Annotated in this window: 20 protein-coding genes; 11 read left to right on the forward strand and 9 right to left on the reverse strand. The window is 72.5% G+C overall.

Going from position 1 to position 25,815, the window contains the following annotated elements:
• The first annotated feature begins 12 nt into the window (after positions 1-12).
• Entirely contained in the window at positions 13-1,050 is a 1,038-nt protein-coding gene (locus ABZ454_RS08050; RefSeq protein WP_359536541.1) for an ankyrin repeat domain-containing protein, read from the forward strand.
• Between the two features lie 279 nt (positions 1,051-1,329).
• Here ABZ454_RS08050 and ABZ454_RS08055 read toward each other — a convergent pair whose 3' ends face one another.
• From ABZ454_RS08055 to ABZ454_RS08070, 4 genes are all read right to left on the reverse strand, one after another.
• Positions 1,330-3,006: a DEAD/DEAH box helicase gene (locus ABZ454_RS08055; RefSeq protein WP_356314935.1), complete on the reverse strand. Its 1,677-nt coding sequence runs from the start codon at positions 3,004-3,006 to the stop codon at positions 1,330-1,332.
• Positions 3,007-3,266: 260 nt separating this feature from the next.
• The gene (locus ABZ454_RS08060; RefSeq protein ID WP_015607926.1) at positions 3,267-3,470 is read right to left on the reverse strand and encodes a cold-shock protein; all 204 of its coding nucleotides are present in this window, start codon (positions 3,468-3,470) and stop codon (positions 3,267-3,269) included.
• A 314-nt stretch (positions 3,471-3,784) separates the two neighbouring features.
• On the reverse strand, positions 3,785-4,396 hold the full coding sequence (locus ABZ454_RS08065; RefSeq protein ID WP_356314938.1) for a TetR/AcrR family transcriptional regulator: 612 nt from the start codon (positions 4,394-4,396) through the stop codon (positions 3,785-3,787).
• 64 nt (positions 4,397-4,460) lie between these two features.
• Complete coding sequence (locus ABZ454_RS08070; protein WP_359536542.1) at positions 4,461-4,967, reverse strand: pyridoxamine 5'-phosphate oxidase family protein; 507 nt, start codon at positions 4,965-4,967, stop codon at positions 4,461-4,463.
• 168 nt (positions 4,968-5,135) lie between these two features.
• Between ABZ454_RS08070 and ABZ454_RS08075 the strand changes: the two genes are divergently transcribed.
• From ABZ454_RS08075 to ABZ454_RS08085, 3 genes are all read left to right on the forward strand, one after another.
• On the forward strand, positions 5,136-5,423 hold the full coding sequence (locus tag ABZ454_RS08075) for a hypothetical protein (protein ID WP_359536543.1): 288 nt from the start codon (positions 5,136-5,138) through the stop codon (positions 5,421-5,423).
• A 492-nt stretch (positions 5,424-5,915) separates the two neighbouring features.
• Complete coding sequence (locus ABZ454_RS08080) at positions 5,916-6,839, forward strand: rhomboid family intramembrane serine protease (RefSeq protein ID WP_359536544.1); 924 nt, start codon at positions 5,916-5,918, stop codon at positions 6,837-6,839.
• Positions 6,840-6,937: 98 nt separating this feature from the next.
• On the forward strand, positions 6,938-8,188 hold the full coding sequence (locus ABZ454_RS08085; RefSeq protein WP_359536546.1) for an SLC13 family permease: 1,251 nt from the start codon (positions 6,938-6,940) through the stop codon (positions 8,186-8,188).
• 123 nt (positions 8,189-8,311) lie between these two features.
• On the opposite strand, the gene ABZ454_RS08090 is transcribed toward ABZ454_RS08085, so the two are convergent.
• The 3 genes from ABZ454_RS08090 to ABZ454_RS08100 form a co-directional block, all read right to left on the reverse strand.
• Positions 8,312-9,772, reverse strand: coding sequence for a glutamate synthase subunit beta (locus ABZ454_RS08090; protein ID WP_359536547.1), 1,461 nt, complete (start codon positions 9,770-9,772; stop codon positions 8,312-8,314).
• Positions 9,765-14,324 carry a glutamate synthase large subunit gene (gene gltB / locus ABZ454_RS08095; protein WP_359536548.1) on the reverse strand — a complete coding sequence of 1,520 codons (4,560 nt, stop codon included), beginning with the start codon at positions 14,322-14,324 and terminating at the stop codon, positions 9,765-9,767. Before gltB ends, ABZ454_RS08090 begins: the two co-directional genes overlap by 8 nt.
• A gap of 417 nt (positions 14,325-14,741) precedes the next feature.
• Entirely contained in the window at positions 14,742-15,476 is a 735-nt protein-coding gene (locus ABZ454_RS08100; protein ID WP_356314959.1) for a VIT1/CCC1 transporter family protein, read from the reverse strand.
• Positions 15,477-15,740: 264 nt separating this feature from the next.
• Between ABZ454_RS08100 and ABZ454_RS08105 the strand changes: the two genes are divergently transcribed.
• Genes ABZ454_RS08105 through ABZ454_RS08135 form a run of 7 tightly spaced genes read left to right on the forward strand, consistent with a single transcriptional unit; the run spans position 15,741 to position 23,680 of the window.
• Complete coding sequence (locus ABZ454_RS08105; RefSeq protein ID WP_359536724.1) at positions 15,741-16,919, forward strand: ADP-ribosylglycohydrolase family protein; 1,179 nt, start codon at positions 15,741-15,743, stop codon at positions 16,917-16,919.
• Positions 16,916-18,286 carry an ADP-ribosylglycohydrolase family protein gene (locus tag ABZ454_RS08110; protein ID WP_359536551.1) on the forward strand — a complete coding sequence of 457 codons (1,371 nt, stop codon included), beginning with the start codon at positions 16,916-16,918 and terminating at the stop codon, positions 18,284-18,286. The genes ABZ454_RS08105 and ABZ454_RS08110 overlap by 4 nt, the downstream gene beginning before the upstream one ends.
• Positions 18,213-19,415, forward strand: coding sequence for an ADP-ribosylglycohydrolase family protein (locus ABZ454_RS08115; RefSeq protein ID WP_359536552.1), 1,203 nt, complete (start codon positions 18,213-18,215; stop codon positions 19,413-19,415). Before ABZ454_RS08110 ends, ABZ454_RS08115 begins: the two co-directional genes overlap by 74 nt.
• Complete coding sequence (locus tag ABZ454_RS08120) at positions 19,412-20,794, forward strand: ADP-ribosylglycohydrolase family protein (RefSeq protein WP_359536554.1); 1,383 nt, start codon at positions 19,412-19,414, stop codon at positions 20,792-20,794. Before ABZ454_RS08115 ends, ABZ454_RS08120 begins: the two co-directional genes overlap by 4 nt.
• Positions 20,791-21,675, forward strand: a complete 885-nt coding sequence (gene rbsK, locus ABZ454_RS08125) for a ribokinase (protein ID WP_356314972.1) — start codon at positions 20,791-20,793, stop codon at positions 21,673-21,675. The genes ABZ454_RS08120 and rbsK overlap by 4 nt, the downstream gene beginning before the upstream one ends.
• Positions 21,672-22,871, forward strand: coding sequence for a CoA transferase (locus tag ABZ454_RS08130; RefSeq protein ID WP_359536557.1), 1,200 nt, complete (start codon positions 21,672-21,674; stop codon positions 22,869-22,871). Before rbsK ends, ABZ454_RS08130 begins: the two co-directional genes overlap by 4 nt.
• A complete protein-coding gene (locus ABZ454_RS08135) occupies positions 22,868-23,680 on the forward strand; it encodes a CoA ester lyase (RefSeq protein WP_359536558.1) in 813 nt (270 codons plus the stop codon). Before ABZ454_RS08130 ends, ABZ454_RS08135 begins: the two co-directional genes overlap by 4 nt.
• Before the next feature lie 206 nt (positions 23,681-23,886).
• Here the strand turns inward: ABZ454_RS08135 and lgt are convergent, their stop codons facing one another.
• Both lgt and ABZ454_RS08145 read right to left on the reverse strand, forming a co-directional pair.
• Positions 23,887-24,885 carry a prolipoprotein diacylglyceryl transferase gene (gene lgt / locus ABZ454_RS08140; RefSeq protein WP_359536559.1) on the reverse strand — a complete coding sequence of 333 codons (999 nt, stop codon included), beginning with the start codon at positions 24,883-24,885 and terminating at the stop codon, positions 23,887-23,889.
• Between the two features lie 99 nt (positions 24,886-24,984).
• A complete protein-coding gene (locus tag ABZ454_RS08145; RefSeq protein ID WP_359536561.1) occupies positions 24,985-25,812 on the reverse strand; it encodes a thioredoxin domain-containing protein in 828 nt (275 codons plus the stop codon).
• Positions 25,813-25,815: the final 3 nt, after the last annotated feature.

Here is a 25,815-nt window from a genome sequence, read left to right on the forward strand (position 1 = left end):
TACAGTCGAAATGTGACAGAAGATCCGAGGACGGCGACAGGGGGCGGCCCGAGCCTGTTCGATGCGTTGTACGAGAGTGAGAACGCCGTCGTACGGCTGCTGCGCGCCGGTGTGCCCGCGGAGTCGGTGGACGAGGACGGTGCGAGCGCGCTGTACCTGGCCGCCGTGTCGGACCGTCCGGGGGTGGTGCGGCTGCTCCTCGCGGCCGGCGCCGACCCCGACCGGGCCTGCGGTCCCGAGTCGGGCGATCTGCCGCTGTGCGGGGCGGCGTGCGGCGGGCACACGGAGGTGGTCGAGGCGCTGCTGGCGGCCGGGGCGCGGCCGGATCTGCGCGAGCAGTTCGGGTTCACGGCGCTGCGGTGGGCGGTGGGGCTCGGTCACGCGCGGACCGCCGAGGTCCTGCTGGCGTACGGCGCCGACCCGTGTCTGCCGGGTCCGGAGGGCGAGTCGCCGCTGCTGCTCGCCGCCCGCCGGGGGTCGACGCAGACGGTACGGGCGCTGCTGCGGCACGGGGCGGGGGCGTTGGAGGGCGCCGTCGAGGAGGCCCTCGCCGAGGCGCGGCGCATGCTGGACACCGACCTGGAGCAGGAGCTGCGGGCGAGCCTGCGGGAGTTGTACGGGGACACGGACGCGTACGAGGTCGTGGCGCGCCGGACCGTCGTGGACGGCGGCGAGACGCTGACCGTCGAACTCCTGCGTGACGGGCGGCCGTCGGCGGGCCGGGACCAGCAGACGGGGCACGGGGCGATCGCCACGGTCCTGGAGGCGGAGCTGGGGGTCCGGGCCTCGTTCGAGGAACTGGCGCGGCGGGCCCTGCGGGCGGGGAGCCCGGAGCTGGACAACTGGCGGGTGCCGGCCCAGGCGCTGCGGGACCGCGGCGACCAGGAGACCCGTCAGGCGGCCGAGGCGTGGTGCGCGAGCGAGGATTCGCTGCGGCGGGCGTTCGGCGCGGACGTGCTGGGACGGCTAGGACACCCTGGGACGAACCGGGCCCGTCCGGCGTCCGGGGACGGAAGCGGCTCCTGGGCGAACTGGGCTGACGCCCCGTAAACAGGCGCGTCCGAGGTCGGAGGGAAGCACCCCAGGGCGAACCGGGCTGACGCCCATAAGCAGGCGCGACCGGGATCCACGGAGGGAAGCACCCCAGGGCGAACCCGCTGAGGACGCCCCGTAGACAAGCCGGTCCGCCGTCCGAGGGGCCAACCTCCCGACTGACGGCCCCGTAGACAAGCCCGTCCGGCGTCCGGGGACGGGAGCGGCCTTCCGGGCGGACCCGGCTGACGCTCCGTCCTCGCACGCCGGACGGGCTGAGCGTGTGCGGCTCGGTTGTCAGGCCGCGCGACGGCCACGTGCCGGGGCGCCGCCCCGGCCGGAACCGCCGGAGCGACCCGCGCCACCGGCACCGGTGCCGCGCGAGGCGCCACCCGTACCCGACGACCCGCGCGAGGTGCCACCGGCTCCCGAGCCCCGGGCCGCGCCGCCGGTGCCCTGCGCACCGCTGCCACCGGCTGCCCCGGCGCCACCGCGCCGGCCCCGGCCACGGCTGCCCGAGCGGAATCCGCCACCGTTGCCGGCGCCCGTACCCGTGCTCCCGCCGGACCGCGTGCGCGGCTTCGGCTGGGTCGGCTGCGGGACCTCGATCACGATCGCGACGCCGGACGGCTCGCGCGCCCCGGTGATGCGGGTGAGCTCCTCGTCGCTGGACTTGATCCGGGTGGTGCGGGGCGCGATGCCCGCGTCCTGCATCAGCCGGGTCATCTCCCGCTTCTCCTCGGGCAGCACCAGCGTGACGACGCTGCCGGACTCGCCCGCGCGCGCCGTGCGTCCGCCGCGGTGGAGGTAGTCCTTGTGATCGGTGGGCGGGTCCACGTTGACGACCAGGTCGAGGTCGTCGACGTGGATGCCGCGGGCCGCCACGTTCGTCGCGACGAGCGCGGTGACCTGGCCGTTCTTGAACTGGTCCAGGGTCCGGTTGCGCTGCGGCTGGGAACGCCCGCCGTGCAGCGCCGCGGCCCGTACACCGCTGGCGAGCAGCCGCTTGGCGAAGCGGTCGGCGGCGCGCTTGGTGTCGACGAACATGATCACGCGGCCCTCACGGGCGGCGATCTTCGTGGCGACGGCCTTCTTGTCGGTCTCGTCGATCACGTGGAGCACGTGGTGCTCCATGGTGGTGACGGCACCGGCGGACGGGTCGACCGAGTGCACGACGGGGTCGGTCAGGAACATCTTGACCAGCCGGTCGATGTTCTTGTCCAGGGTGGCGGAGAACAGCATCCGCTGCCCGCCCGGCTCGACCTGCTTGAGCAGGGCGACGACCTGCGGCATGAAGCCCATGTCGGCCATCTGGTCGGCCTCGTCGAGGACCGTGATGGAGACATCGTCCAGGCGGCAGTCGCCGCGCTCGATGAGGTCCTTGAGACGGCCGGGCGTGGCGACGAGCACTTCGGCGCCACGGCGCAGGGTGCCGGACTGCTTGCTGATCGACATGCCGCCGACGACGGTGGCCATCCGCAGGTTGACGGCGGTGGCGTACGGCGTCAGCGCGTCGGTGACCTGCTGGGCGAGCTCGCGGGTCGGGACGAGGACGAGGGCCAGCGGAGCCGTGGGCTCGGAGCGGCGCCCGGCGGTGCGGGCCAGCAGCGCGAGACCGAAGGCGAGGGTCTTGCCGGAGCCGGTGCGGCCGCGGCCGAGGATGTCCCGGCCGGCGAGCGAGTTCGGCAGGGTGGCGCCCTGGATCGGGAACGGGTCGGTGACGCCCTGCGCGGCAAGGGTTTTCAGCAGGGCGGCGGGCATGTCCAGCTCGGCGAACGCCTCGACGGCGGGCAGTGCGGGGGTCATGGTTTCGGGCAGGGCGAACTCACCCTGCGGCGGCGTGGCCCTGCGACGGGGTGACGCCTTGCCGGATCCCTTGCCGGAACCCTGTGCGGTTGCCTGTGCCTGGGCCGTGCCACGCCCCCTCGACGGGCGATTGCGGGCGGGACGGTCCTGACGTTCGGAGCGGGTCATACGGAATTGCCCTCCTGGGGGATTCCTGGGAACTACGGGAACTGCTGGGGACTGCGGGAGAATTCCGGGGCTGCGTGGACGTGCGGACGAACCGCTGAACACGGCGCGCGGAACACTCGGGACACCCGGGGTGCTTCGTCGCACCCGGTGCAGGGGGCGCCGATCGGCGCCCGGTCTTTGCGCTACTTCCCAGGGACAGCACAAGCCGGGACCCGCACCGTCACGGTGCGGGCCCCGGCTGCGAGGTACGCGTCCGGCAATTAGGCCGGGACGATGTTCTCCGCCTGCGGGCCCTTCTGGCCCTGCGTGACGTCGAAGGAGACCTTCTGGCCCTCCTGGAGCTCACGGAAGCCCTGGGTGGCGATGTTGGAGTAGTGGGCGAAGACGTCGGCGCCGCCGCCGTCCTGCTCGATGAAGCCGAAGCCCTTTTCCGAGTTGAACCACTTCACGGTTCCAGTAGCCATGTCAATCTCCTCAAACAGGTGCAGTGCCGGAAATCCGCACTTTACGAATTCCAAGTCGCCGCATTGAGCCCCACCCGGAGAAAGCCGGAAAACAATAAAGCGCCTGAGGAAGCGTCTCCGTCAGGCGCACATAAAGTTCATGGGTACCAAAACTGCAACCGGACCACCGTAGCACGATCTGCCGACCAGCGGTGGGACACGCCACGCCGCCGGCCGGCTCGTGTCCGGGGGAACCCTTGGGGCGTCCGGCCCGGAGGCGTCCGAAGCCGTCCCGAAGTCGTCCGAGAAGCCGTCCGCACCCGTCCCGGGCCGGTTCAGCGACGCAGGGCGATGCCGTCCAGGACCATCGAGAGGTACTGACGGGCGATCTCCTCGGGGCTGTGCCGTCCGCCCGGCCGGTACCAGGACGCGGCGACCCAGACGGTGTCGCGGACGAACCGGTAGGTGAGGCGGACGTCGAGGTCGGCGCGGAAGGTCCGGTCGGCGACGCCGCGCTCCAGGGTGCCGAGCCAGGCCTTCTCGAACTTCTCCTGGGAGTCGACGAGGTACTGGAACCGGGGCTGGGCGGCCAGGTGCCGCGCCTCCTTCTGGTAGATGGCGACGGCGGCGCGGTGCCGGTCGATCTCCCGGAAGGATTCGGTGACGAGTGCCTCGATGGTCTCGCGGGGGCCCAGCCCGGCGTCGAGGACGGCGTCGTACCCCTCCCAGAGCTCGTTCAGGAAGGTGGAGAGGATCTCGTCGAGCATCGATTCCTTGGAATCGAAGTGGTAGTAGAGGCTGCCCGCGAGCATTCCGGCCGCGTCCGCGATCCTGCGGACGGTCGTGGCGTTGTATCCCTGGGCGGCGAACACCTCGGCGGCGGTGGCGAGCAGTTCACCACGCCGCTCGGGCGAGGGGGTCGCCTGGGGCTTCTTCTTGGTAGGCACCCGCCCATTCTCCGCCCGGCGGGAGCGGCCGCGGACGCCCCCGTCGTCCGCGGCCCCACAGCGGTCAGGTCGCCGCGTCCGCCGAGCCGTCGTCGTTCCCCCTGCGGATCGTGTGCAGCGGGCGGCCCGGGCGCCAGACCTGGATGACCAGGGTGTCGCCGCCCTCGAGCCCGGTGCGCACCACCTCGGTCAGCTCCACCCGGAAGAGGTGGAAGGGTTCCGGCGGCTTCACCTCGCCGATGAAGCGGGCGAGCAGGGCGGGGTCGGTCACCTCGACCGCGCGTCCGGACATCCGTACGTCCCCGTCGGCCATCTCGGCGTCGGGGCCCGGGTTGGCCTGCACCGCGAAGCGGGGGTCGCGGCGCAGGTCGAGTGCCTTGCGCGAGTTGGGCATCATGCCGAGGAGCGGCTCGTCGAGCCGGAACTCCACTTCGAGGCCGGTCACGCGCGGCGAGCCGTCCTTGCGGACGGTGGCCAGGACGTGGTGCTTGTACTGCTCGAAGCGCCGGCGCACGGCGTCGGCGAAGTCCGGCTCCGCCGACCGGAAGTCCGCCCAGAAATGTGAGGTCATGACTCCATCGAAGCCGGAAATCCCGACATCCTCTGTCCGGTATCCCGAAGCTTGGTCGCGGACCACCCGGACGGATGCCGTGCGGGCCCCGGCGTGGTGTGCTGGAAGAGGCGAAGGGCCGCCGTCCCGGCGGCGGGGAGGGCCGCTCCCGCTCCGAGGTGAGTTCAGATGGCGATCTTCATGAAGGCGTCGCTGCCCGGCATGACGACGGACCAGTACGAGAAGCTCAACGGGGAACTCCAGTCGATGCCCGGCGACACGTTCGCCGGATGCCTCGCGCACGTCTGCGTCACCACCGACGCGGGCATCGAGGTGTACGACCTCTGGGAGTCCCAGGAGGCCATGGACAAGTTCGGCGCCGTGATGATGCCGGTCGCCGAGAAGCAGGGCCTGCCCGCCGCGAGCGAGCGCCCGAAGGTCTCGCAGGTGCACCGCTACTGGATTCCCGGCGCCTAAGGGCTGCCCCGTAACCCCTGGTGGATCGGCGCGCGGCGTCAGATGCGGTGCATCGCAAGGCGGAGGAGCGTCCGCACACTGGATGATCCGGGCGTTCCGACAACGCGGCGAGGTGCCGTAGCTGTCGTCGTGCGCCCGCCAGGGATGACGGGAGAGCCCTTGGTCCGACAGCCGGCCGGCGCCGCGCACCCCCGCGCCCGGCGCCCCGTTCTGCGGCAGACGCGTCGCGGCAGCCGCGGAACGGTGTCCGTTCCCGAGACCCGCACCGGCCTCCGGCGCCTGGCCCGGCGCCGACACCACCCTCCGGAGCCGTCAGCCGGAGGGTGGTGTCGGTCTGCGCCGGCGCAGGGGGTACGTGCCCCGGCCCTCTCCCCCGCCCTCATCCCCATCGCTCCAGGACCGCCCGGGGTGCGTCCCGCTCCCCCGGGTTCGCTATCTTGATCGCCGCCGCCCCCACCGGCTCTCGCCCGTACACCGATGAAGGAGCCGGCCATGGAGGCCGACGTCACCACGTGCTATCGCCATCCCTCGTACGAGACGTACGTGAGCTGCACCCGTTGTGAGCGCTTCATCTGCCCCGCCTGCATGCGCGAGGCGGCCGTCGGCCATCACTGCGTGGAGTGCGTGAAGGAGGGGCGGCGTTCCGTGCGGCAGGCGCGGACGGTGTTCGGCGGCGCGGTGTCCCGGGGGGCGGCGCCGGTCGTCACCTCTGTGCTGATCGGCCTCAACGTCCTGGCGTACCTGGCCGAGCTGGTCCGGCCCGGCATCGTCGACCGGTTCGCGATGACGGGTGCCGCGCTGACGGGCCCCGACGGGACCGGTTACGTCTACGTGGACGGGGAGTTCCCCGGCTTCGAAGTGATCGGTGTGGTGGACGGTGAGTGGTACCGGCTGCTGACCGGTTCCTTCCTGCACCTGCCGCCGGGCGCGTCCTCCTTCGGTTCCCTGCCGTTCGGCGTGCTGCACATCCTCCTCAACATGTACGCGCTGTGGAACCTCGGCCGGGTCGTCGAGGAGCAGCTGGGGCGGGTCCGGTACCTCGCGCTGTACCTGCTGTCCGCGCTGGGCGGTTCGGTCCTGGTCTACCTGGTCGCGCCGTACGACAGCGCGGTGGGCGCCTCGGGGGCGGTCTTCGGTCTCGCCGCGTCGTTCTACGTCATCAACCGGCGCCTGGGCCGGGACATGCGGGCGGTGAACCGGTTTCTCGCCGGGTTCCTGGTGTGGATGGTGATCTCCGCAGGCTTCACCTCGTGGCAGGGGCACCTGGGCGGGCTGCTGACCGGGGCGGTCGTCACCGTCGTCTACGCGTACGCCCCGGCGCAGCGGCGTACGCCCGTGCAGGCGGCCGGGTGTGTGGTGCTGCTCGCCGTGCTGGTGCTGCTGGTGGTCCTGAAGACGTCGGCGCTGACGGGCTGAGCCGGGGGCGCGCGCCCGCTCGCCGGGGCCGTCCGGTACGGCCGTGGACCCCCGCCCACCTGCGAGGAGCCCGGGTCTCCTTCTGACACCATTGCCCCATGCGCAGAGATCACTCCGCCCGGCGGCCCGGTGCCGGGCGGGCCGGGGGCCCGGTCGCGGTTTCCTTCGTCCGACGGCTGCATCCACTGGACCGGCTGGCGGGCGGGCTGCTCCTGCTGGGCGTGCTGGCGGTCGTGACCGGGCTGCTGCCCGCGGATCCCGCGGCGGACGAGATGCGGCGCATCGGTCCCCTGCTGGCGTTCCTGGCGACCGTGATCGTGCTGGCAGAACTGGCGGGCCGGGCGCAGGTCTTCGACGTGGTGGCGGCCTGGGTGGCGCGGGCCGGACGGGGCCGTTATCCGCTGCTCTTCGCGCTCTGCGTGGCGTTCGCCTCGCTCACCACGATCACCCTGAACCTGGACACCACCGCGGTGCTGCTCACCCCGGTGATGCTGGCGCTCGGCACCCGGGTGGGCATCGCGGCCCTGCCGTTGGCGATGACGACGGTGTGGCTGGCCAACACGGCGAGTCTGCTGCTGCCGGTGTCGAACCTGACGAACCTGCTGGCCGCGGACCGCGTGGCGCTGTCCCCGGCCGGTCTGGCGGCCGTGATGTGGCTGCCCCAGCTGGCCGCGATCGGGGTGACGGCCCTGTGTCTGTGGGTGTTCTACTGGCGCCGTGGACGTCGTGGGGCGGACCGCTACACGCCGCCCGCCCTGCCGGTGCCCGGCGATCCGGTGCTGCTGCGGATCTGTGCGGTGGCGTGCGGTGGCTTCCTGCTGGCGATCCTGCTGCTCGATGTGCCGCTGTGGTCCGCGTCGCTGGTCGCGATGGTGGTCGTGGTGGCGGCCTACGCGGTGCGGCGCCGGGAGGAGCTGCGGGTGTCGCTGGTTCCATGGCGGCTGCTGGTGCTGGTCCCGGGGATGTTCCTGGTCGTGCAGACGGTCAACGCCCACGGGCTGCACGAGCTGCTGGTGCGGGCGCTGGGCTCCGACGACGGTTTCGTGGGCATGCTGCGATCGGCCGGGGTGGGTGCGGGGCTGTCCAATGTGCTGAACAACCTGCCGGCGTACGTGGCGGGCGAGGCGGTGATCCCGGCGGACAACCACCATCAGCTGCTGGCCCTGCTGATCGGGGTCAACGCGGGGTCCGTCGTCACGCCGTGGGGGTCGCTGGCGACGCTGCTGTGGTTCGAGCGGTGCCGCTGGCAGGGGACGCGGATCGCCGTGGGGCGCTTCGTCCTGACCGGGCTGGTGCTGTCGGTGACGGCGGTGTCCGCCGCCACCTGCGCCCTGGCTCTGGTCACCTGAGGGGCCGGTGCGGCGAACTGTCCCCGGACGCGCCACGGCGCCTGCCGAATCGTCCGGTCGGGGACGGGCAGGCGCCGCGTTCAGTTCCGTACGCCGTTGTACGGGACGTCTGGTGTGCCGTGATCAGACCGTCAGGGAACGGTCCGTCGGGCGGATCGGGGCCGGCAGGGCGCTGGCTCCGGTCAGGAAGCGGTCCACGCCGCGTGCCGCGGAGCGGCCCTCGGCGATGGCCCACACGATGAGGGACTGGCCGCGGCCGGCGTCTCCGGCGACGAACACGCCGTCGACGTTGGTGGCGTAGTCGTCGTCACGGGCGACGTTGCCCCGTGCGTCGAGCTCCAGACCGAACTGCTGGACCAGCCCGTTGGCCTGGTCCGTGCCGGTGAAGCCCATCGCGAGGGTGACCAGCTGTGCGGGGATCTTCCGCTCGGTGCCGGGCTTCTGCTCCAGCTTACCGTCCTTGAACTCCACCTCGACGAGGTGGAGGGCCTGGACGTTGCCGTCCTCGTCGCCCTCGAAGTGGGTCGTGGAGACGGAGTAGACCCGCTCGCCGCCCTCCTCGTGCGCGGAGGTGACCTTGTAGAGCATGGGGAAGGTCGGCCAGGGCTGGTTGGCGTTCCGGTCCTCGCCCGGCCGGGGCATGATCTCCAGCTGGGTGACGGAGAGCGCGCCCTGGCGGTGGGCGGTGCCGACGCAGTCGGCACCGGTGTCGCCGCCGCCGATGACGACGACGTGCTTGCCCTCCGCGGTGATCGGGGAGACCGTCAGGTCGCCCTCCTGCACCTTGTTGGCGAGCGGCAGGTACTCCATCGCGAAGTGCACGCCGTTCAGCTCACGGCCCGGGACGGGCAGATCGCGGGAGACGGTGGCACCGGCGGCGATGACGACGGCGTCGTAGCGGCGCCGCAGCTTCGCGGCGTCGATGTCCTTGCCGACCTCGATCTCGGTGCGGAACTTGGTGCCTTCCGCGCGCATCTGCTCGATGCGGCGGTTGATGTGCGACTTCTCCATCTTGAACTCGGGGATGCCGTAGCGGAGGAGTCCCCCGATGCGGTCCGCGCGCTCGTAGACGGCGACCGTGTGGCCGGCCCGGGTCAGCTGCTGGGCGGCGGCGAGTCCGGCCGGTCCTGAGCCGATGACGGCCACGGTCTTGCCGGACAGGCGCTCGGGCGGCTGCGGGGTGACGTCGCCGCGGTCCCACGCCTGGTCGATGATCGAGACTTCGACGTTCTTGATCGTGACGGCCGGCTGGTTGATGCCGAGCACGCACGCCGACTCGCACGGGGCCGGGCAGAGCCGCCCGGTGAACTCCGGAAAGTTGTTCGTGGCGTGCAGGCGCTCGGACGCGGCGGTCCAGTCCTCGCGGTAGGCGTAGTCGTTCCACTCGGGGATGAGGTTTCCGAGGGGACAGCCGTTGTGGCAGAACGGGATGCCGCAGTCCATGCAGCGGCCGGCCTGCTTGCTGATGATCGGGAGCAGCGAGCCCGGAACGTAGACCTCGTTCCAGTCCTTGACGCGCTCGCCGACGGGGCGGGTCTTGGCGACCTCGCGGCCGGTGGTCAGGAAGCCCTTGGGGTCAGCCATTGGTCGCCGCCTCCATCATCTTCTCGGTGGTCTCCTGCTCGGAGAGACCGGCGAGCTCAGCGGCGTCCTTGGCGGCGAGCACTGCCTTGTAGGTGGACGGGATGATCTTGCTGAAGCGGGCCACCGCGGTGGTCCACTCGGCGAGGAGCTTCTCGGCGACCGTGGATCCGGTCTCCTCCTGGTGGCGGCGCACCACGTCGTGCAGCCACTGCTCGTCGGTCTCGGAGAGCTCCTCGACCGCGCCGAGGTTCCCGACGTTGACGTTGTCGCGGTCCAGGTCGATGACGTACGCGACACCGCCGGACATGCCGGCCGCGAAGTTGCGTCCGGTCTCGCCGAGGACGACGGCGTGGCCGCCGGTCATGTACTCGCAGCCGTGGTCGCCCACGCCTTCCGAGACGACGGTGGCGCCGGAGTTGCGGACGCAGAAGCGCTCACCGGTGCGGCCGCGCAGGAACAGTTCGCCGCCGGTGGCGCCGTAGGCGATGGTGTTGCCCGCGATGGTGGAGTACTCGGCCAGGTGGTCGGCGCCGCGGTCCGGGCGGACGATGACGCGGCCGCCGGAGAGGCCCTTGCCGACGTAGTCGTTGGCGTCGCCCTCCAGGCGCAGCGTCACACCGCTGGGGAGGAAGGCGCCGAAGGACTGGCCCGCGGAGCCGGTGAAGGTGATGTCGATGGTGTCCTCGGGCAGGCCCGCACCGCCGAACTTCTTCGTGACCTCGTGGCCGAGCATCGTGCCGACGGTCCGGTTGATGTTGCGGATCGCGATCTGCGCGCGGACCGGCTGGGCGGCCTCGGCGCTGTCGGCCTTCAGGGCGTCGGCGGCGAGCTTGATGAGCTCGTTGTCGAGGGCCCTGGCCAGACCGTGGTCCTGCTCGGCGATCTGGTGACGGACTGCGCCGTCGGCCAGGGCCGGGACGTAGAAGAGCGGGGCGAGGTCGAGGCCCTGCGCCTTCCAGTGCGTGATCGCACGGTCGGTGTCGAGGAGCTCGGCGTGGCCGACGGCCTCTTCGATCGTACGGAAGCCGAGCTCGGCGAGGATCTCGCGGACTTCCTGGGCGATGAACTCGAAGAAGTTGACGATGTACTCGGCCTTGCCGGAGAAGCGGTCACGCAGGACCGGGTTCTGGGTGGCGATGCCGACCGGGCAGGTGTCGAGGTGGCAGACGCGCATCATGACGCAGCCGGAGACGACGAGCGGCGCGGTCGCGAAACCGAACTCCTCGGCGCCCAGCAGCGCGGCGATGACGACGTCGCGGCCGGTCTTGAGCTGGCCGTCGGTCTGCACGACGATGCGGTCGCGCAGGCCGTTGAGCAGCAGGGTCTGCTGGGTCTCGGCGAGGCCGAGCTCCCAGGGGCCGCCCGCGTGCTTGAGCGAGGTGAGCGGGGACGCGCCGGTTCCGCCGTCGTGGCCGGAGATGAGGACGACGTCCGCGTGCGCCTTGGAGACACCGGCGGCGACCGTGCCGACGCCGACCTCGGAGACCAGCTTCACGTGGATGCGGGCCGCCGGGTTGGCGTTCTTGAGGTCGTGGATCAGCTGAGCCAGGTCCTCGATGGAGTAGATGTCGTGGTGCGGCGGCGGCGAGATCAGACCGACGCCCGGGGTGGAGTGCCGGGTCTTGGCGACCCACGGGTAGACCTTGTGGCCGGGCAGCTGGCCGCCCTCGCCGGGCTTGGCGCCCTGCGCCATCTTGATCTGGATGTCGTCCGCGTTGACCAGGTATTCGCTGGTCACACCGAAGCGGCCGGAGGCGACCTGCTTGATGGAGGAGCGGCGTGCCGGGTCGTAGAGCCGGTCGGCGTCCTCGCCGCCCTCACCGGTGTTGGACTTGCCGCCCAGCTGGTTCATGGCGATGGCGAGGGTCTCGTGCGCCTCGCGGGAGATCGAGCCGTACGACATGGCGCCGGTGGAGAAGCGCTTGACGATGTCGGAGACGGACTCGACCTCGTCGATGTCGATGGCCTCGCGGTCCGAGGCGAAGCCGAAGAGGCCGCGCAGCGTCATCAGGCGCTCGGACTGCTCGTTCACCCGGTCCGTGTACTTCTTGAAGATGTCGTACCGGCGGTTGCGGGTGGCGTGCTGGAGGCGGAAGACCGTCTCCGGGTCGAACAGGTGCGGCTCGCCCTCGCGGCGCCACTGGTACTCGCCGCCGATCTCCAGCGCGCGGTGCGAGGCGGAGATGCCGGAGGCGGGGTAGCCCTTGGCGTGCCGGGCGGCGACCTCCTTGGCGATGACGTCGAGTCCGGCGCCGCCGATCTTGGTGGGGGTGCCGTTGAAGTACTGCGCGACGAAGTCCTCGTCGAGGCCGACGGCCTCGAAGACCTGGGCGCCGCGGTAGGAGGCGACGGTGGAGATGCCCATCTTGGACATGACCTTCAGGACGCCCTTGCCCAGGGCGTAGATGAGGTTGCGGATGGCCTGCTCGGCCTCGATGCCCTCGATGAAGGTGCCGGCCCGGACGAGGTCCTCGACGGACTCCATGGCCAGGTAGGGGTTGACCGCGGCGGCGCCGTAGCCGATCAGCAGGGCGACGTGGTGGACCTCGCGGACGTCACCGGCCTCGACCAGCAGGCCCACCTGGGTGCGCTGCTTGGTGCGGATGAGGTGGTGGTGGACGGCCGAGGTGAGCAGCAGCGAGGGGATCGGCGCGTGCTCGGCGTCGGAGTGCCGGTCGGACAGGACGATCAGGCGGGCGCCGTCCTCGATGGCGGCGTCGACCTCGGTGGTGATCTGCTCGATCCGGGCGGCGAGGGCCTCGCCGCCGCCGCCGACCCGGTAGAGGCCGGAGAGCGTGGCGGCCTTCATGCCCGGCATGTCGCCGTCGGCGTTGATGTGTATGAGCTTGGCCAGCTCGTCGTTGTCGATCACCGGGAAGGGCAGGGTGACCGCGCGGCACGCGGCGGCGGTCGGCTCCAGGATGTTCCCCTGGGGGCCCAGCGTGGAGCGCAGCGAGGTGACGAGCTCCTCGCGGATGGCGTCCAGCGGCGGGTTGGTGACCTGCGCGAACAGCTGGGTGAAGTAGTCGAAGAGCAGCCGGGGGCGCTCGGAGAGCGCGGCGATCGGCGAGTCCGTGCCCATGGAGCCCAGCGGTTCGCCGGCGGTGCGGGCCATCGGGGCGAGGATGACGCGCAGCTCTTCCTCGGTGTAGCCGAAGGTCTGCTGGCGGCGGGTGACGGAGGCGTGGGTGTGGACGATGTGCTCGCGCTCGGGGAGGTCCTCGAGCTCGATCTCGCCGGTCTCCAGCCACTCCTCGTACGGGTTCTCGGCGGCCAGGGACGCCTTGATCTCGTCGTCCTCGATGATGCGGTGTTCGGCGGTGTCGACGAGGAACATCTTGCCGGGCTGGAGGCGGCCCTTGCGGACGACCTTGGCGGGGTCGATGTCCAGGACGCCGACCTCGGAGGAGAGCACGACGAGGCCGTCGTCGGTGACCCAGTAGCGGCCGGGGCGCAGCCCGTTGCGGTCGAGGACCGCGCCGACCTGGGTGCCGTCGGTGAAGGTGACGCAGGCCGGGCCGTCCCAGGGCTCCATCATCGTGGAGTGGTACTGGTAGAAGGCATGCCGGGCCGGGTCCATGGAGGCGTGGTTCTCCCACGCCTCGGGAACCATCATCAGGACGGAGTGCGGCAGCGAGCGGCCACCGAGGTGGAGCAGCTCCAGGACCTCGTCGAAGGAGGCCGAGTCGGAGGCGTCCGGGGTGCAGACGGGGAAGATCCGGTCGAGCCGCGCCTCTCCGAAGAGGCTGGAGGCGAGCTGGGACTCCCGGGCCTTCATCCAGTTGCGGTTGCCCTTGACCGTGTTGATCTCGCCGTTGTGCGCGACGAAGCGGTACGGGTGTGCGAGCGGCCAGCTCGGGAAGGTGTTGGTGGAGAAGCGGGAGTGGACCAGTGCGACCGCGGTGGCGAAGCGGGGGTCGGAGAGGTCGGGGAAGAAGGGTTCCAGCTGCCCGGTGGTGAGCATGCCCTTGTAGACGATCGTGCGGGCGGAGAGCGACGGGAAGTAGACCCCGGTCTCACGCTCGGCGCGCTTGCGCAGGACGAAGGCCTTGCGGTCCAGGACGATGCCGGTGCTCTCGCCGTCCGCGACGAAGAGCTGGCGGAACTCGGGCATGGTGGCGCGGGCGCCGTTGCCGAGGATGCCGGGGGCGACCGGGACCTCGCGCCAGCCGAGGACCTTGAGGCCTTCTTCGGCGGCGATCTTCTCGAGGCCGCGGACGGCCTCGGTGGAGTCGTCCGCGGGCAGGAACGCGATGCCGACGGCGTAGGCCCCGGCTTCGGGGAGGTCGAAGGAGACCTCTGCGCGCAGGAAGGCGTCCGGGACCTGGAGCAGGATTCCGGCACCGTCACCGGAGTCGGGCTCGGATCCGGTGGCGCCGCGGTGTTCGAGGTTGCGCAGTACGGTCAGCGCCTGCTCGACCATCTCGTGGCCGGCCACACCGGTCAGAGTGGCTACGAACCCGACACCGCAGGCGTCGTGCTCGTTGCGGGGGTCGTACATCCCCTGCTGGGCGGGGCGACCGTCCATGGGCGACCAGGCGTCGGTGCGCATCGGCTCTCCCGTCGTCGTCGTGGCATATGCGTGCCGAGGGACGACGTTGGCCCTCTGCGAAATTTCGTGCAGATTACATGATGGGACGCTTCTCAAAAAGCGGATAGCTCGTTCCAACATACGGACACCGCCGTGGCGGTGGAGGGGGTCGCAGTCGGAGGATCGGCGCCCGGGAGGCCGCAGAGAGCAGGCGTCGTTGCCTGCGGTGTCTACGGCTCATGCCCGGCGGCAAAGCAAACGAAACCGCCGGGTAACGACTACTTATGTGTAGTCCTGCATAGAGTCTCATTTTACGTCGCGTACGGCCGATCCGCCCAGTGGCGGTGGTCAGGACGTACGTCACACAGGTGGCGTACACGTTACGGCCACGCACACCGGGGGGTGCGCGTGGCCGTGGACCGTACGGGATGCGAAGGCTCAGCCTCCGACGGCGACGCCGAACAGGGCGCCCAGGCCGTAGGTGATCGCGGCCGCCGCACCGCCGAGCACCAGCTGGCGCAGCCCGCTGAACCACCAGCTGCGGGCCGTGACCCGGGCCACCACCGCGCCGCAGCCGAAGAGTCCGGCCAGGGCGAGCAGCACGGCGGGCCACATCGCGTCCGCGCCGAGCAGGTAGGGCAGTACGGGCAGCAGCGCGCCGAGCGCGAAGGCGCCGAACGAGGACACGGCGGCGACGAGGGGCGAGGGCAGGTCGCCCGGGTCGATGCCGAGCTCCTCGCGGGCGTGGATCTCCAGGGCCTGCTCGGGGTCGCGGGACAGCTGCCGGGCGACCTCGCGGGCCAGCCCCGCCTCGACGCCGCGGGATTCGTAGAGTTCGGCGAGCTCCCGCTCCTCGTCCTTGGGGTGCTTGCGCAGCTCCCGCCGCTCGACGGCGAGCTCGGCCTCGACGAGCTCGCGCTGCGAGGCGACGGAGGTGTACTCGCCGGCCGCCATCGAGAAGGCGCCCGCGGCCAGGCCGGCCAGGCCGGTGATCACGATCGTGCGGTGCGAGACGTCGCCGCCCGCGACGCCGGTCATCAGGGCGAGGTTCGAGACGAGCCCGTCCATGGCGCCGAACACCGCGGGACGCAGCCAGCCGCCGTTCACGTCACGGTGGGTGTGGTTGTCCCGGTGCGCCTCGTGCAGTACGGCGTCGGTCTCGATGATGGACACGGCTCTCCCCTTCTCAGGCAGCGGATCCGGCTCACCCCGCCCCCGCTCGACATCATCGAAAATACGCACGAAAAACGGCCCCCGCCAGCAAGGCAGGCCGTACTTACCACCCTCCGTAACCACGTAGGTACGCCTTGCCTTGCTGTCCGAAGGCCGTCATCCGAGTGGCCCTTTTGTGAGGATTATCGGCCTCTGTCGTGGCTCCGCGTGGCACAGATCCCACAGGCACGAGAACTGGCTCGGGACGAGCGAAGGGTCGACGCGATGGAGCTGACCGCAGGAAATCCGGCCGGGCCGGGGACGAGCGGCGCGCGGGCGGCGGTACGCGGGGCTCCCTGCCCGGCCGGTCCGGCCCGGGGCGGCTGCGGTGACCGGGCCAGGGGCGCTCTGCTGGGCCTGGCGGTCGGCGACGCGCTGGGCGCACCCGCGGAGAACATGCGGCCCTCGGAGATCCGCCGCCGCTGGGGCCGGATCGAGGGCTTCGTGAGCGACGACCCGGCGGGCACGGACGACACGGAGTACGCGATCTTCTCCGGGCTGCTGCTGGCCCGGCACGGTTCGGCGCTGACCGTCACCCATGTCGAGCGGGCCTGGCACCTGTGGATCGCCGATCTGGACGAGGGGCCGTTCCGCGGCGCCGGTTTCAGCGAGCGCGGCACGCTGGAGAACCTGCGCCGGGGCCTGGCCGCCCCGATCTCCGCCCAGCACCGGCACGCCTGGAGCGACGGTCTGGCGATGCGGGCGGCGCCCTTCGGCGTCTTCGCCGCGGGCCGGCCCGCGGAAGCGGCGCGGCTGGTCGCGGTGGACGGCCGGGTCAGCCATGACGGGGAGGGCATCTACGGCGGCCAGGCGGTCGCGGCCGGGGTGGCGGCGGCCATGACGGGGGCCGGGGTCACCTCCGTGATCGCCGCCGCGCTCTCCGTCGTACCGATGGACTCGTGGACGGCCCGCTCACTGCGCCGGGCGGTGACGGCCGCGCAGCGCCCCTACCCCGACCGCCTCACGAGGGAGCGGGCGGTGCGCTCGGCCGTCGTCGTCGGCGGGTACCCGTGGACGGACCTGGCGCCCGAGGCGGTGGGCCTGGCCTTCGGCGCCTTCGCCGCGGCGCGCGGTGACTTCCGTACGGCGGTGCTGACCGCGGTCAACATGGGGCGCGACGCCGACACGACGGCCGCGGTGGCGGGCGCCCTGGCCGGAGCGCTGCACGGCGCGTCCGCCATCCCGCCCACCTGGGCGAACGCGATCGGCCCGGTCCGTGGCAGCTGTCTCCCGTCGATGCGCGGCTACCACGTCCTGGACATCGCGGAGCTGCTCACCCCGGACGAGGCGGAGGAGCGGGACGGAAGCGGGGACGGCGGAGGCGGACAGGGCGAACATGGGCCGCCCGGCCCGGGGCCCCGCCCCGGCCACGCCACCGCGCCCGCGACGGCGGTGGGGCGATGACCACGGCCGAGGACGCCTCCCGCACCGCGCACCCGGACGCCGCCGGATCTCCGGCCGCCGCCGCGCGCCCGGACGACGGACGCGAGCACCCGGGCGACGAGCGGCCCCGGGAGGCCGCACGGACCGGGGGCGGCCCGGGTCCCGCCCGGCCGGCCACGCCGCGCCGGGCCCGCATCGAGGGGCTGCTGCTCGGGCTGGCTTCCGGGGACGCCGCCGGGTGGCCGGCCGCCCGGCACCGGGCGGCCAGAATGCCCGAGTGGACCCGGCGCCTGACCCGTGAGCTCGACACCTTCGCCGAGCAGAACGCGACGACCACGCTGCCCGTCCCCATCGCGCTCAACCAGCCGCCCGAACCCCTGCGGCTCGGCCCGTCCGACGACGCCGAATGGGCGGCCTTCGCCGCCGGGACCGTACTCACCTCGGCGGCCGGCGCTCTGCAGGGCCTCCCCCCCGCGCGCCGGATGCGGGCCGCCGTGGACGCCGCCTGGAACGCGCTGGCCGCCGAGGTGGCCGCGGCCGCCGCCCGGGCGCCGGAGGTCGAGTCGGCGGTCCTGCCGCTGCGGGCCCGCATCTCGGTCAGGGCGGGGCTCGGCAACCTGGCCGCCGGACTCCGGCCGCCCGCCACCGGCCACGACAACCCGCACTACTTCGACGACGCGGCGTGCGTGCGGGCCGCCGTGCTGGCGGTGGTCCATCCCGGTGACCCGGAGGCGGCGGCCGCTCTCGCGGAGTTCGACGCGCGCTACACCCAGGACGGCGACGGAGTGCACGGGGCGCGGGCGATGGCCGCCGCGATCGCCGAGGCGCTCGGCGGCGCGGACGTGGACACCGCGGTGAACGCCGCGCTCGCCCAGCTCCCCGAGGGCACCGAGATCGCCCGCAACGCCGCTCACGCGGTGCGCATCGCCCGCGACTTCGCCGGTGAGCGGGCCGGCGCGTTCGCCCTCGTACCGGTGCTGGAGCACCAGATCGTCGACCACGTCTACAGCTACGGGATCGCCGCGGCCGAGACGGTCCCCGTCGCCCTCGCCCTGGCCACCGCGGCCCGGGGCGACATCGCGCAGGCCGTGCCGTCGGCTGCGTGCCTGTCCCGGGTCGCCGACTCGGCCCCCGCGCTGGCCGGGGCACTGACCGGGGCGCTCGGCTCCGTCACCGCCGTGCCCGACGGCTGGCGCGAGGCGTGCCGCACCCTGGCGGGGTGCGCGCTGCCCCGTTTCGCGGGCACGGATCTGATCGAACTCGCCGGGCTGCTGGCAGACACGGAACCGGTGCCCCCGGGTGGACAATTCGGACATGACATCCACAGCGCCCACGGCGCCCACGAGGTCCGCACCCCCCACGACGCCCACGGCGCCCACCCTCGATGAACGGATCGCGGGCGCGCTCGTCGGCGCCGCCGTCGGCGACGCGCTCGGCGGTCCCGTCGAGGGCCGGCCCCCCGAGCAGATCGTGGCCCGTCACGGCGGGCGGATCACCGGTGTCGTCGGCCCGTGGGACGGCGACGCATGGCGCACCGCCCGCCCCATCGCGCCGTACCACAAGGGCGACGGGCACGTCACCGACGACACCTTGATGACCCATGCGCTGGTCCGGGTGTACGGGAAGGTCCGCGGCCATCTCGACGCGTACGCGGTCGCCGACCACCTGGTCCCCGAACTGATCTCGAACCCCCGCTGGATCCCGGAGCTGGAGGCCGAGGCGCTGCCGTTGCAGCGGATCTTTCTCGCCGAGAAGTGGATCGTCGCCCGGCTGCACTACGGACACGTCGACCCGCGCGAGGCGGGGTGCGGAAACATCGTCAACTGCGGCGCGGCGATGTACATGGCGCCGGTCGGGCTGGTGAACGCCGCCCACCCCGAGGCCGCGTACGCCGAGGCGCTGGACGTCGCGGGCGCCCATCAGTCCAGTTACGGCAGGGAGGCGGCCGGTGTCTTCGCGGCCGCGGTCGCCGCGGCGTGCGTGCCGGGGGCGACGCCCTCGAGCGTCGTCGAGACGTGTCTGGCGCTGGCCAAGGACGGCACCAGGGCCGCGATCGACGCGGTCTGCGAAACCGCCGTCGGTCACCGGGACTTCGAGTCGGCCCTCGCCCCGCTGCGGGAGGCCGTCGCCCCCTTCGACACGGTCGGCCCCGACTACCGCGCCCCCTCGCTCGGCGCCCGCAGGCCGTCCCGGCTGCACGCCATCGAGGAGCTCCCCGTCGCGCTCGGGATGCTGCTGGTCGCGGACGGGGACTACCGGCAGACGGTGCTCGGCTCGGTCAACTACGGGCGGGACTGCGACTCGATCGCCACGATGAGCGGCGCGATCGCGGGCGCGCTGCACGGTGAGCGGACGATCCCGGCCGACTGGGCGACGACGGTCGGCGAGGCCAGCCGGCTCGATCTGCGCGCCCCGGCCCGCACCCTGACCGAGGTGGCCCGCGAGGTGTTCGCGCGCGACACCGCCCGCCGCCGCACGTACGAGGCCGCCTTCGCCACGCTGGTGGGCAGGCCGTGACCACGACGGTGCGGGCCACCTGGGTCCAGCCCGAGGACCTCGTCGGGCACGAACTGCGGCAGGCGGCCGAGGACGGGCGCGACGCCCGGGACATCGAGCGCCGGTGGTACGAGGCCGGCGGCTCGCCCGCCCCGGACCGCGCGGGCGCCTCGTCGCCCCCGGCCCCTTCGGGGCTGCGCGCGGTCGCCGGGCGCCTGCTGGACGAACTCGCCCGGCTGGAGTCGCCGCTGGCCGACGACGAGCCGACCGCCCTCGACGCGATCCGGGCCGCCTGCCCGCACTGGCCGCGCCCCCGCACGGAGCCGTCCTCCGTGGGGCGCGAGCGCCTGCACGCGGCCTGGCTGGGCCGCGCCGCGGGCTGTCTGCTCGGCAAGCCGGTCGAGAAACTGCCGCTGGAGGGCATCCGCGCGCTGGCCCGCGCCACCGGCAACTGGCCGCTGAACACCTGGTTCACCGCCCGGGGCCTGCCCCCCGCCCTGGCCGCCACCTATCCCTGGAACCGGCGTTCGGCGGCCACCTCCCTGGCCGAGAACATCGACGGTATGCCCGAGGACGACGACCTCAACCACCCCCTGCTCACGCTGGTGCTGCTTCAGCGCCACGGCAGTTCCTTCACCACCGCCGACCTCGCGAGGCTGTGGCTGGAGGAGCTTCCGGCGGGCCGGACGTTCACCGCCGAGCGGATCGCGTACCGCAATCTGCTCGACGGCCTCGAACCGCCGGACACCGCCCGCCACCGCAATCCGTTCCGGGAGTGGATCGGGGCGCAGATCCGCGCCGACGTGCACGGCTGGACCCACCCCGGCGACCCGGGCGCGGCGGCGGAACAGGCCCACCGTGACGCGGTCCTCACCCATACCGGGAACGGGGTGTACGGCGCGATGTTCACCGCAGCGGCGCTCGCCGAGGCGGCCGGCGGCGAGGCGGACGTGCACGGCGCTCTCGCCGCCGGCCTGCGGGTCGTCCCGCCCGGCTCGCGGTTCGCGCGGGCCGTACGGGACGGAATCGTCCTGGCCCGCGAGGAGACCCGTTTCGATACGGTCGTCGACCGGTTGCACGCGGCGTACGGCAGGTATCACTGGGTGCATGTGCTGCCCAACGCGGCTCTGCTGGCCGCCGCCCTCACCCATGCCGACGGTGACTTCACCGGCTCGATCTGCCGTGCGGTGTCCGGCGGCTGGGACACCGACTCCAACGGGGCGACCGCCGGTTCGCTCGCCGGGCTGCTGGCCGGGCGGCCGGACGCGCTGCCCGACCGGTGGACGACCCCGCTGAAGAACCGGCTCGCCACTTCCGTCCCCGGTTTCGACTCGGTCGGCTTCGACACCCTCGCCGACCTGACCCACCGGCTCACCCATGAGGAGGCACTCCGCCCATGACCAAAGTCGCGGTGCTCGGCAGCACCAATATGGATCTCGTGGCCTACGTCGACCGGGCTCCGGAGCGCGGGGAGACCGTCACGGGACGGGAGTTCCGCACCATTCCCGGCGGCAAGGGCGCCAACCAGGCGGTCGCCGCCGCCCGCGCGGGCGGCGACGTGATGATGATCGGCGCGGTGGGCGACGACGAGTACGGCGTCCGGATGCGGGAGAACCTGGAGCACTCGGGCGTCGACACCGATCTCCTGCACACCGCCGAAGGGCCCAGCGGCACCGCGCACATCGTGGTCGACGGCAGGGGTTCCAATGCCATCGTCGTCATCCCCGGCGCCAACGGCACCGTCACCGCCCTCGGACCGGGCGAGATCGCCGCCATCGCCGAGGCCGACCTGCTGCTGCTCCAGCTGGAACTGCCCCTGTCCGCCGTGATCGAGGGGGCCAGGGCCGGTCACGCCCAGGGGGTGCGGACGGTTCTCACTCCGTCCCCGGTACAGCCCCTGCCGGCCGAACTCCTCGACTGCGTCGATCTGCTGATCGCCAACGAGTACGAGGCGGCCGAACTGTCGGGGCACACCGATCCGCACGCGGCGGCCGAGATCCTGCTCAGTCAGGTGCCGGCGGTCGTCATCACCCTCGGTTCGAAGGGCTGCCTGTACGCGGCACGGGGCAGCCGGACCGTGCCCTTCCCCGCCCCCGAGGTGTCCGCCGTGGACACGACCGGCGCCGGCGACACCTTCGTCGGCACGCTCGCCGTGGCGCTCGGCGAGGGGCGTCCGGTACCGCAGGCCATCGCCTGGGCCTCGTCGGCGGCCGCGCTCTGCGTCCAGAAGCCCGGCGCCTCGGTCTCCATGCCGTACCGCAGCGAAATCGACGCCGCGTGAGCGCGCCGGAGGCGCCGCCCCTGTCCGGGTTGCGCGTCATCGACCTCGCCACGCTGTTCGCGGGCCCCCTCTGCGCCACCATGCTCGGCGACTACGGCGCGGATGTGATCAAGGTCGAGCATCCGGGCAAGCCCGATCCGTCCCGGGGGCACGGCCCGACGAAGGACGGGGTCGGTCTGTGGTGGAAGCTGCTCGGCCGCAACAAGCGCAACCTCACCCTCGACCTGTCCTGCCCGGGCGGCCGTGATCTGTTGCTGCGGCTCGCCGCCGACACCGACGTGATCATCGAGAACTTCCGGCCGGGCACCCTGGAACGGTGGGGGCTCGGGCCCGCGGAGCTGCACGCCGTCAACCCGCGGCTGGTGCTGGTCCGGGTCACGGGCTTCGGCCAGTTCGGCCCGTACGCGCACCGGCCCGGCTTCGGCACGCTCGCGGAGGCCATGAGCGGGTTCGCGGCGATCACGGGGGAGCCCGACGGTCCTCCGACGCTGCCGCCGTTCGGGCTGGCCGACTCCATCGCGGCGCTCGCCACGTCGTTCGCCGTGATGGCCGCGCTGGCCGGCCGGGACCGCACGGGGGTGGGGCAGGTCGTCGACATGGCGATCATCGAACCGATCCTCATGGTGCTCGGCCCGCAGCCGCTCTGGTACGACCAGCTCGGCTACGTCCAGCCGCGCACCGGCAACCGTTCGCGCAACAACGCCCCGCGCAACACCTACCGCACCTCGGACGGGCAGTGGGTGGCCGTCTCCACCTCGGCGCAGTCCGTCGCCGAGCGCGTGATGCGCCTGGTGGGGCGGGCGGAGCTGATCGACGAGCCGTGGTTCGGCTCGGGGACCACCCGGGCCGAGCACAGCGAGGAGCTCGACGAGGCGGTCGGCAACTGGATCGCGCGGCACACCCGGGACGACGCGCTCTCGGCGTTCGAGAAGGCGGAGGCCGCCATCGCGCCCATCCACGACATCCGTGACGTGATGGAGGACCCGCAGTACCGGGCGCTGGACTCCATCACGGAGGTCGACGACCCGGAGCTGGGCCCGCTGCGGATGCAGAACGTCCTCTTCCGGCTCTCCCGCACCCCCGGGGGCATTCGCTGGGCGGGGCGGCCGCACGGGGCGGACACCGAGGAGATCCTCACGCGGCTCGGTCTGAGCGGCACGGAGATCGCGGCGCTGCGGGCGGAGCGTGTCCTGTGACCGGCGAGACCCCGCTGACCTGGCTGTACGTACCCGGTGACCGGCCTGACGTGGTGCGCAAGGCACGCGACTCGGGGGCGGACGTGGTGATCGTGGACCTGGAGGACGCGGTTGCCCCCGACCGCAAGGAGTACGCCCGGTCGGCCACCGCCGAGCTGCTCCGCGAACCGGCCTCCCCCACGGCCGCGCCGGTCCATGTCCGGGTCCACACGGAGGCGGACGTGCTGACCCTGGCGGGGCTGCCGGGCCTCGCCGAGCTGAGGCTGCCGAAGATCACGCACGCCGCGTCCGTCCATCACATCGCGGCGCTGGCCCCGGGGGTCGCGCTCTGTCCGCTGCTGGAGTCGGCACTCGGCGTCGAGCACGCGTACACGGTCGCGGCCGCCCATCCGCAGGTGCGTTCCATCGCGCTCGGTGAGGCCGACCTCCGGGCGGATCTGGGGGTACGGGACGACGCGGGGCTCGACTGGGCGCGCAGCCGGGTGGTGGTCGCGGCCCGGGCGGCCGGACTGGCCCCGCCCACCCAGTCCGTCTTCCCGGACGTCCGGGACCTGGACGGGCTGTGGGCGTCCTGCGCCCATGGGAGGGCGCTCGGCTTCCTCGGCAGGGCGGCGATCCATCCCCGGCAGCTTCCGGTGATCGAGCGGGCGTTCCGGCCGACGCCGCAGGAGGTCGAGGCGGCGCACGAGATCATCGAGGCGGCCCGGGTGCAGGCGGGCGCGCTGGCCCTGCCGGACGGCCGTTTCGTCGACGCGGCGGTGGTGGCCCAGGCCCATCGCACGCTCGCGCTGGCGGGGCGGGAGCGGTGAGCGGTGAGCGGTGGCCGGGCAACGGCGAGCGGGCGGCGCCCCGCTGACCACCATGTCCTCACGCGCCGGACGGGCTTGATCTCCGCCCTGCCCGGACCGGCGGAACCATCCCGTCCGGCGCTCGGGGAAGCCGTGCCGGAGGCGGGGACAGGGCGAGGGGCCGCCGAATGGTCCGGCGGCCCCTCGTCCTGGTGTGTGCGTCGGCGTCAGCTCTTGGCCGTCTCCGCCTCGCCGTTCGTCTTCGGCGCGTCCTCTTCCTCGGCTTCGGCCTCGGCCGGCTTCGGGCCGGCGGACCCCGCGTCGCCGCTCCCGGCCTCGGCGGACTCCGTGTCCCCGGCCTCCGTGTCCCCGGCCTCCGCATCCCCGGCCTCGGCCGCGCCCAGGGCCTGAGGCCCCTCGGGCTCGACGATCTCCTCGCGCCCCGGGCGTACCTTCGCCGAGATCACGATGTAGGTCACGGCCAGGACGAACACGATCAGCGCGGTCCACACGTTCAGACGCAGGCCCAGGATGTGGTGGGCCTCGTCGACGCGCATGTACTCGATCCAGGCGCGGCCCGCGCAGTACGACGCGACGTACAGCGCGAACGCGCGGCCGTGCCCGAGCTTGAAGCGGCGGTCCGCCCAGATCACCAGGAGCGCCACGCCGATGCACCACAGCGACTCGTACAGGAAGGTCGGGTGGTAGGTGCCCGCGACCCGGTTGGGGCCCTCGCTGATCTTCAGCGCCCACGGGAGGTCGGTCTCCCGGCCGTACAGCTCCTGGTTGAACCAGTTGCCCCAGCGGCCGCAGGCCTGGGCGAGGGCGATGCCGGGGGCGAGCGCGTCGGCCCAGGCGGGCAGCGGGATCCCGCGGCGGCGGCAGCCGATCCAGGCGCCGACCGCACCGAGCGCGATCGCACCCCAGATGCCGAGGCCGCCCTGCCAGATCTTGAAGGCGTCGACCCAGTTCTCACCGTCGCTGAAGTACAGCTGGTAGTCGGTGATGACGTGGTAGAGCCTGCCGCCGACGAGGCCGAAGGGCACGGCCCAGACGGCGATGTCGGCGACGGTGCCGGCTCTGCCGCCCCGGGCGACCCAGCGCTTGTTGCCGAACCAGACGGCGACGAAGACACCGATGATGATGCAGAACGCGTAGCCGCGGAGCGGGATCGGTCCGAGATCGATCACGCCGGTCGACGGGCTGGGAATGTAGGCAAGGTTCATGGCACCGTCGACGCTACCCTGCCGGGCGGGACGTACGGCAACCCGCCCGACAACGTCTGGGTAACGAGCGGGTCATCGATTCCCCCGGTCGCGCGCCGCTCAGGAGCCGGAGGGGGCGGGCGTGACCGTGCCCGGCTTCTTGCCCTGGTTGGCCTCGGCGACCCACTTCTTCAGGTTGGCCACGGTGATGGGCTCGTCTCCCTTCTTGGGGAAGATCGACTCACCGTTGAGCAGCGCCGTCGGTGTGCCCTGGAATCCGCCGTCCTGGAACGCGGTGTGGGACTTCCGCACCCAGGCGTCGTGCACGCCGTCCTCCACACAGCTGCGGAAAGCGGGCGTGTCGAGCCCCTCGACCTTCTTGGACAGCTCGATCAGCTTGCTGTTGTCGCCGAAGGCGTCGTCGGACTCCGGCGGCTGGTTGCTGTACAGGACGTCGTGGTAGGCGGGGAACTTGCCGGCGTCCTGGGCGCAGGCCGCCGCGTTGGCCGCCTTGAGCGAGCCGCTGCCGCCCAGGTTGCCGTCGATCAGCGTGGCGAAGTGGTACTCGACCTTGAGCTGTCCGCTCTGCTCCATCTGGTGGATCGTGTCGCGGAAGGCGTTCTCGAACTGGGCGCAGACCGGGCAGCGGAAGTCCTCCCAGACCGTGAGCGTGGACGGGGCGTCGGCCGCTCCCACCGTGAGGGCCAGGCCGTCCTTCCCGGTGGCGCCGGACGGTGCGACGGCGGGGCCCGACGCCTTGTCCTTGTCGCCCTTGCCGCCGGTGTTCGCCGCGATCACGCCGGCGACGGCGGCCAGCGCCAGGACGCCCACCACGGCGGCGGAGACGATCAGCGTGCGGCGGCGGCGCTCACGCGCCCTGACCTGCTCACGCTGCTGGGTCAGCCGGTCTCGCGCGGCCCTTTTTCCCTCTGGGTTCTTCTCGCTCACACC

This window comes from Streptomyces sp. NPDC005803, from assembly GCF_040630435.1.
GTDB lineage: Bacteria > Actinomycetota > Actinomycetes > Streptomycetales > Streptomycetaceae > Streptomyces.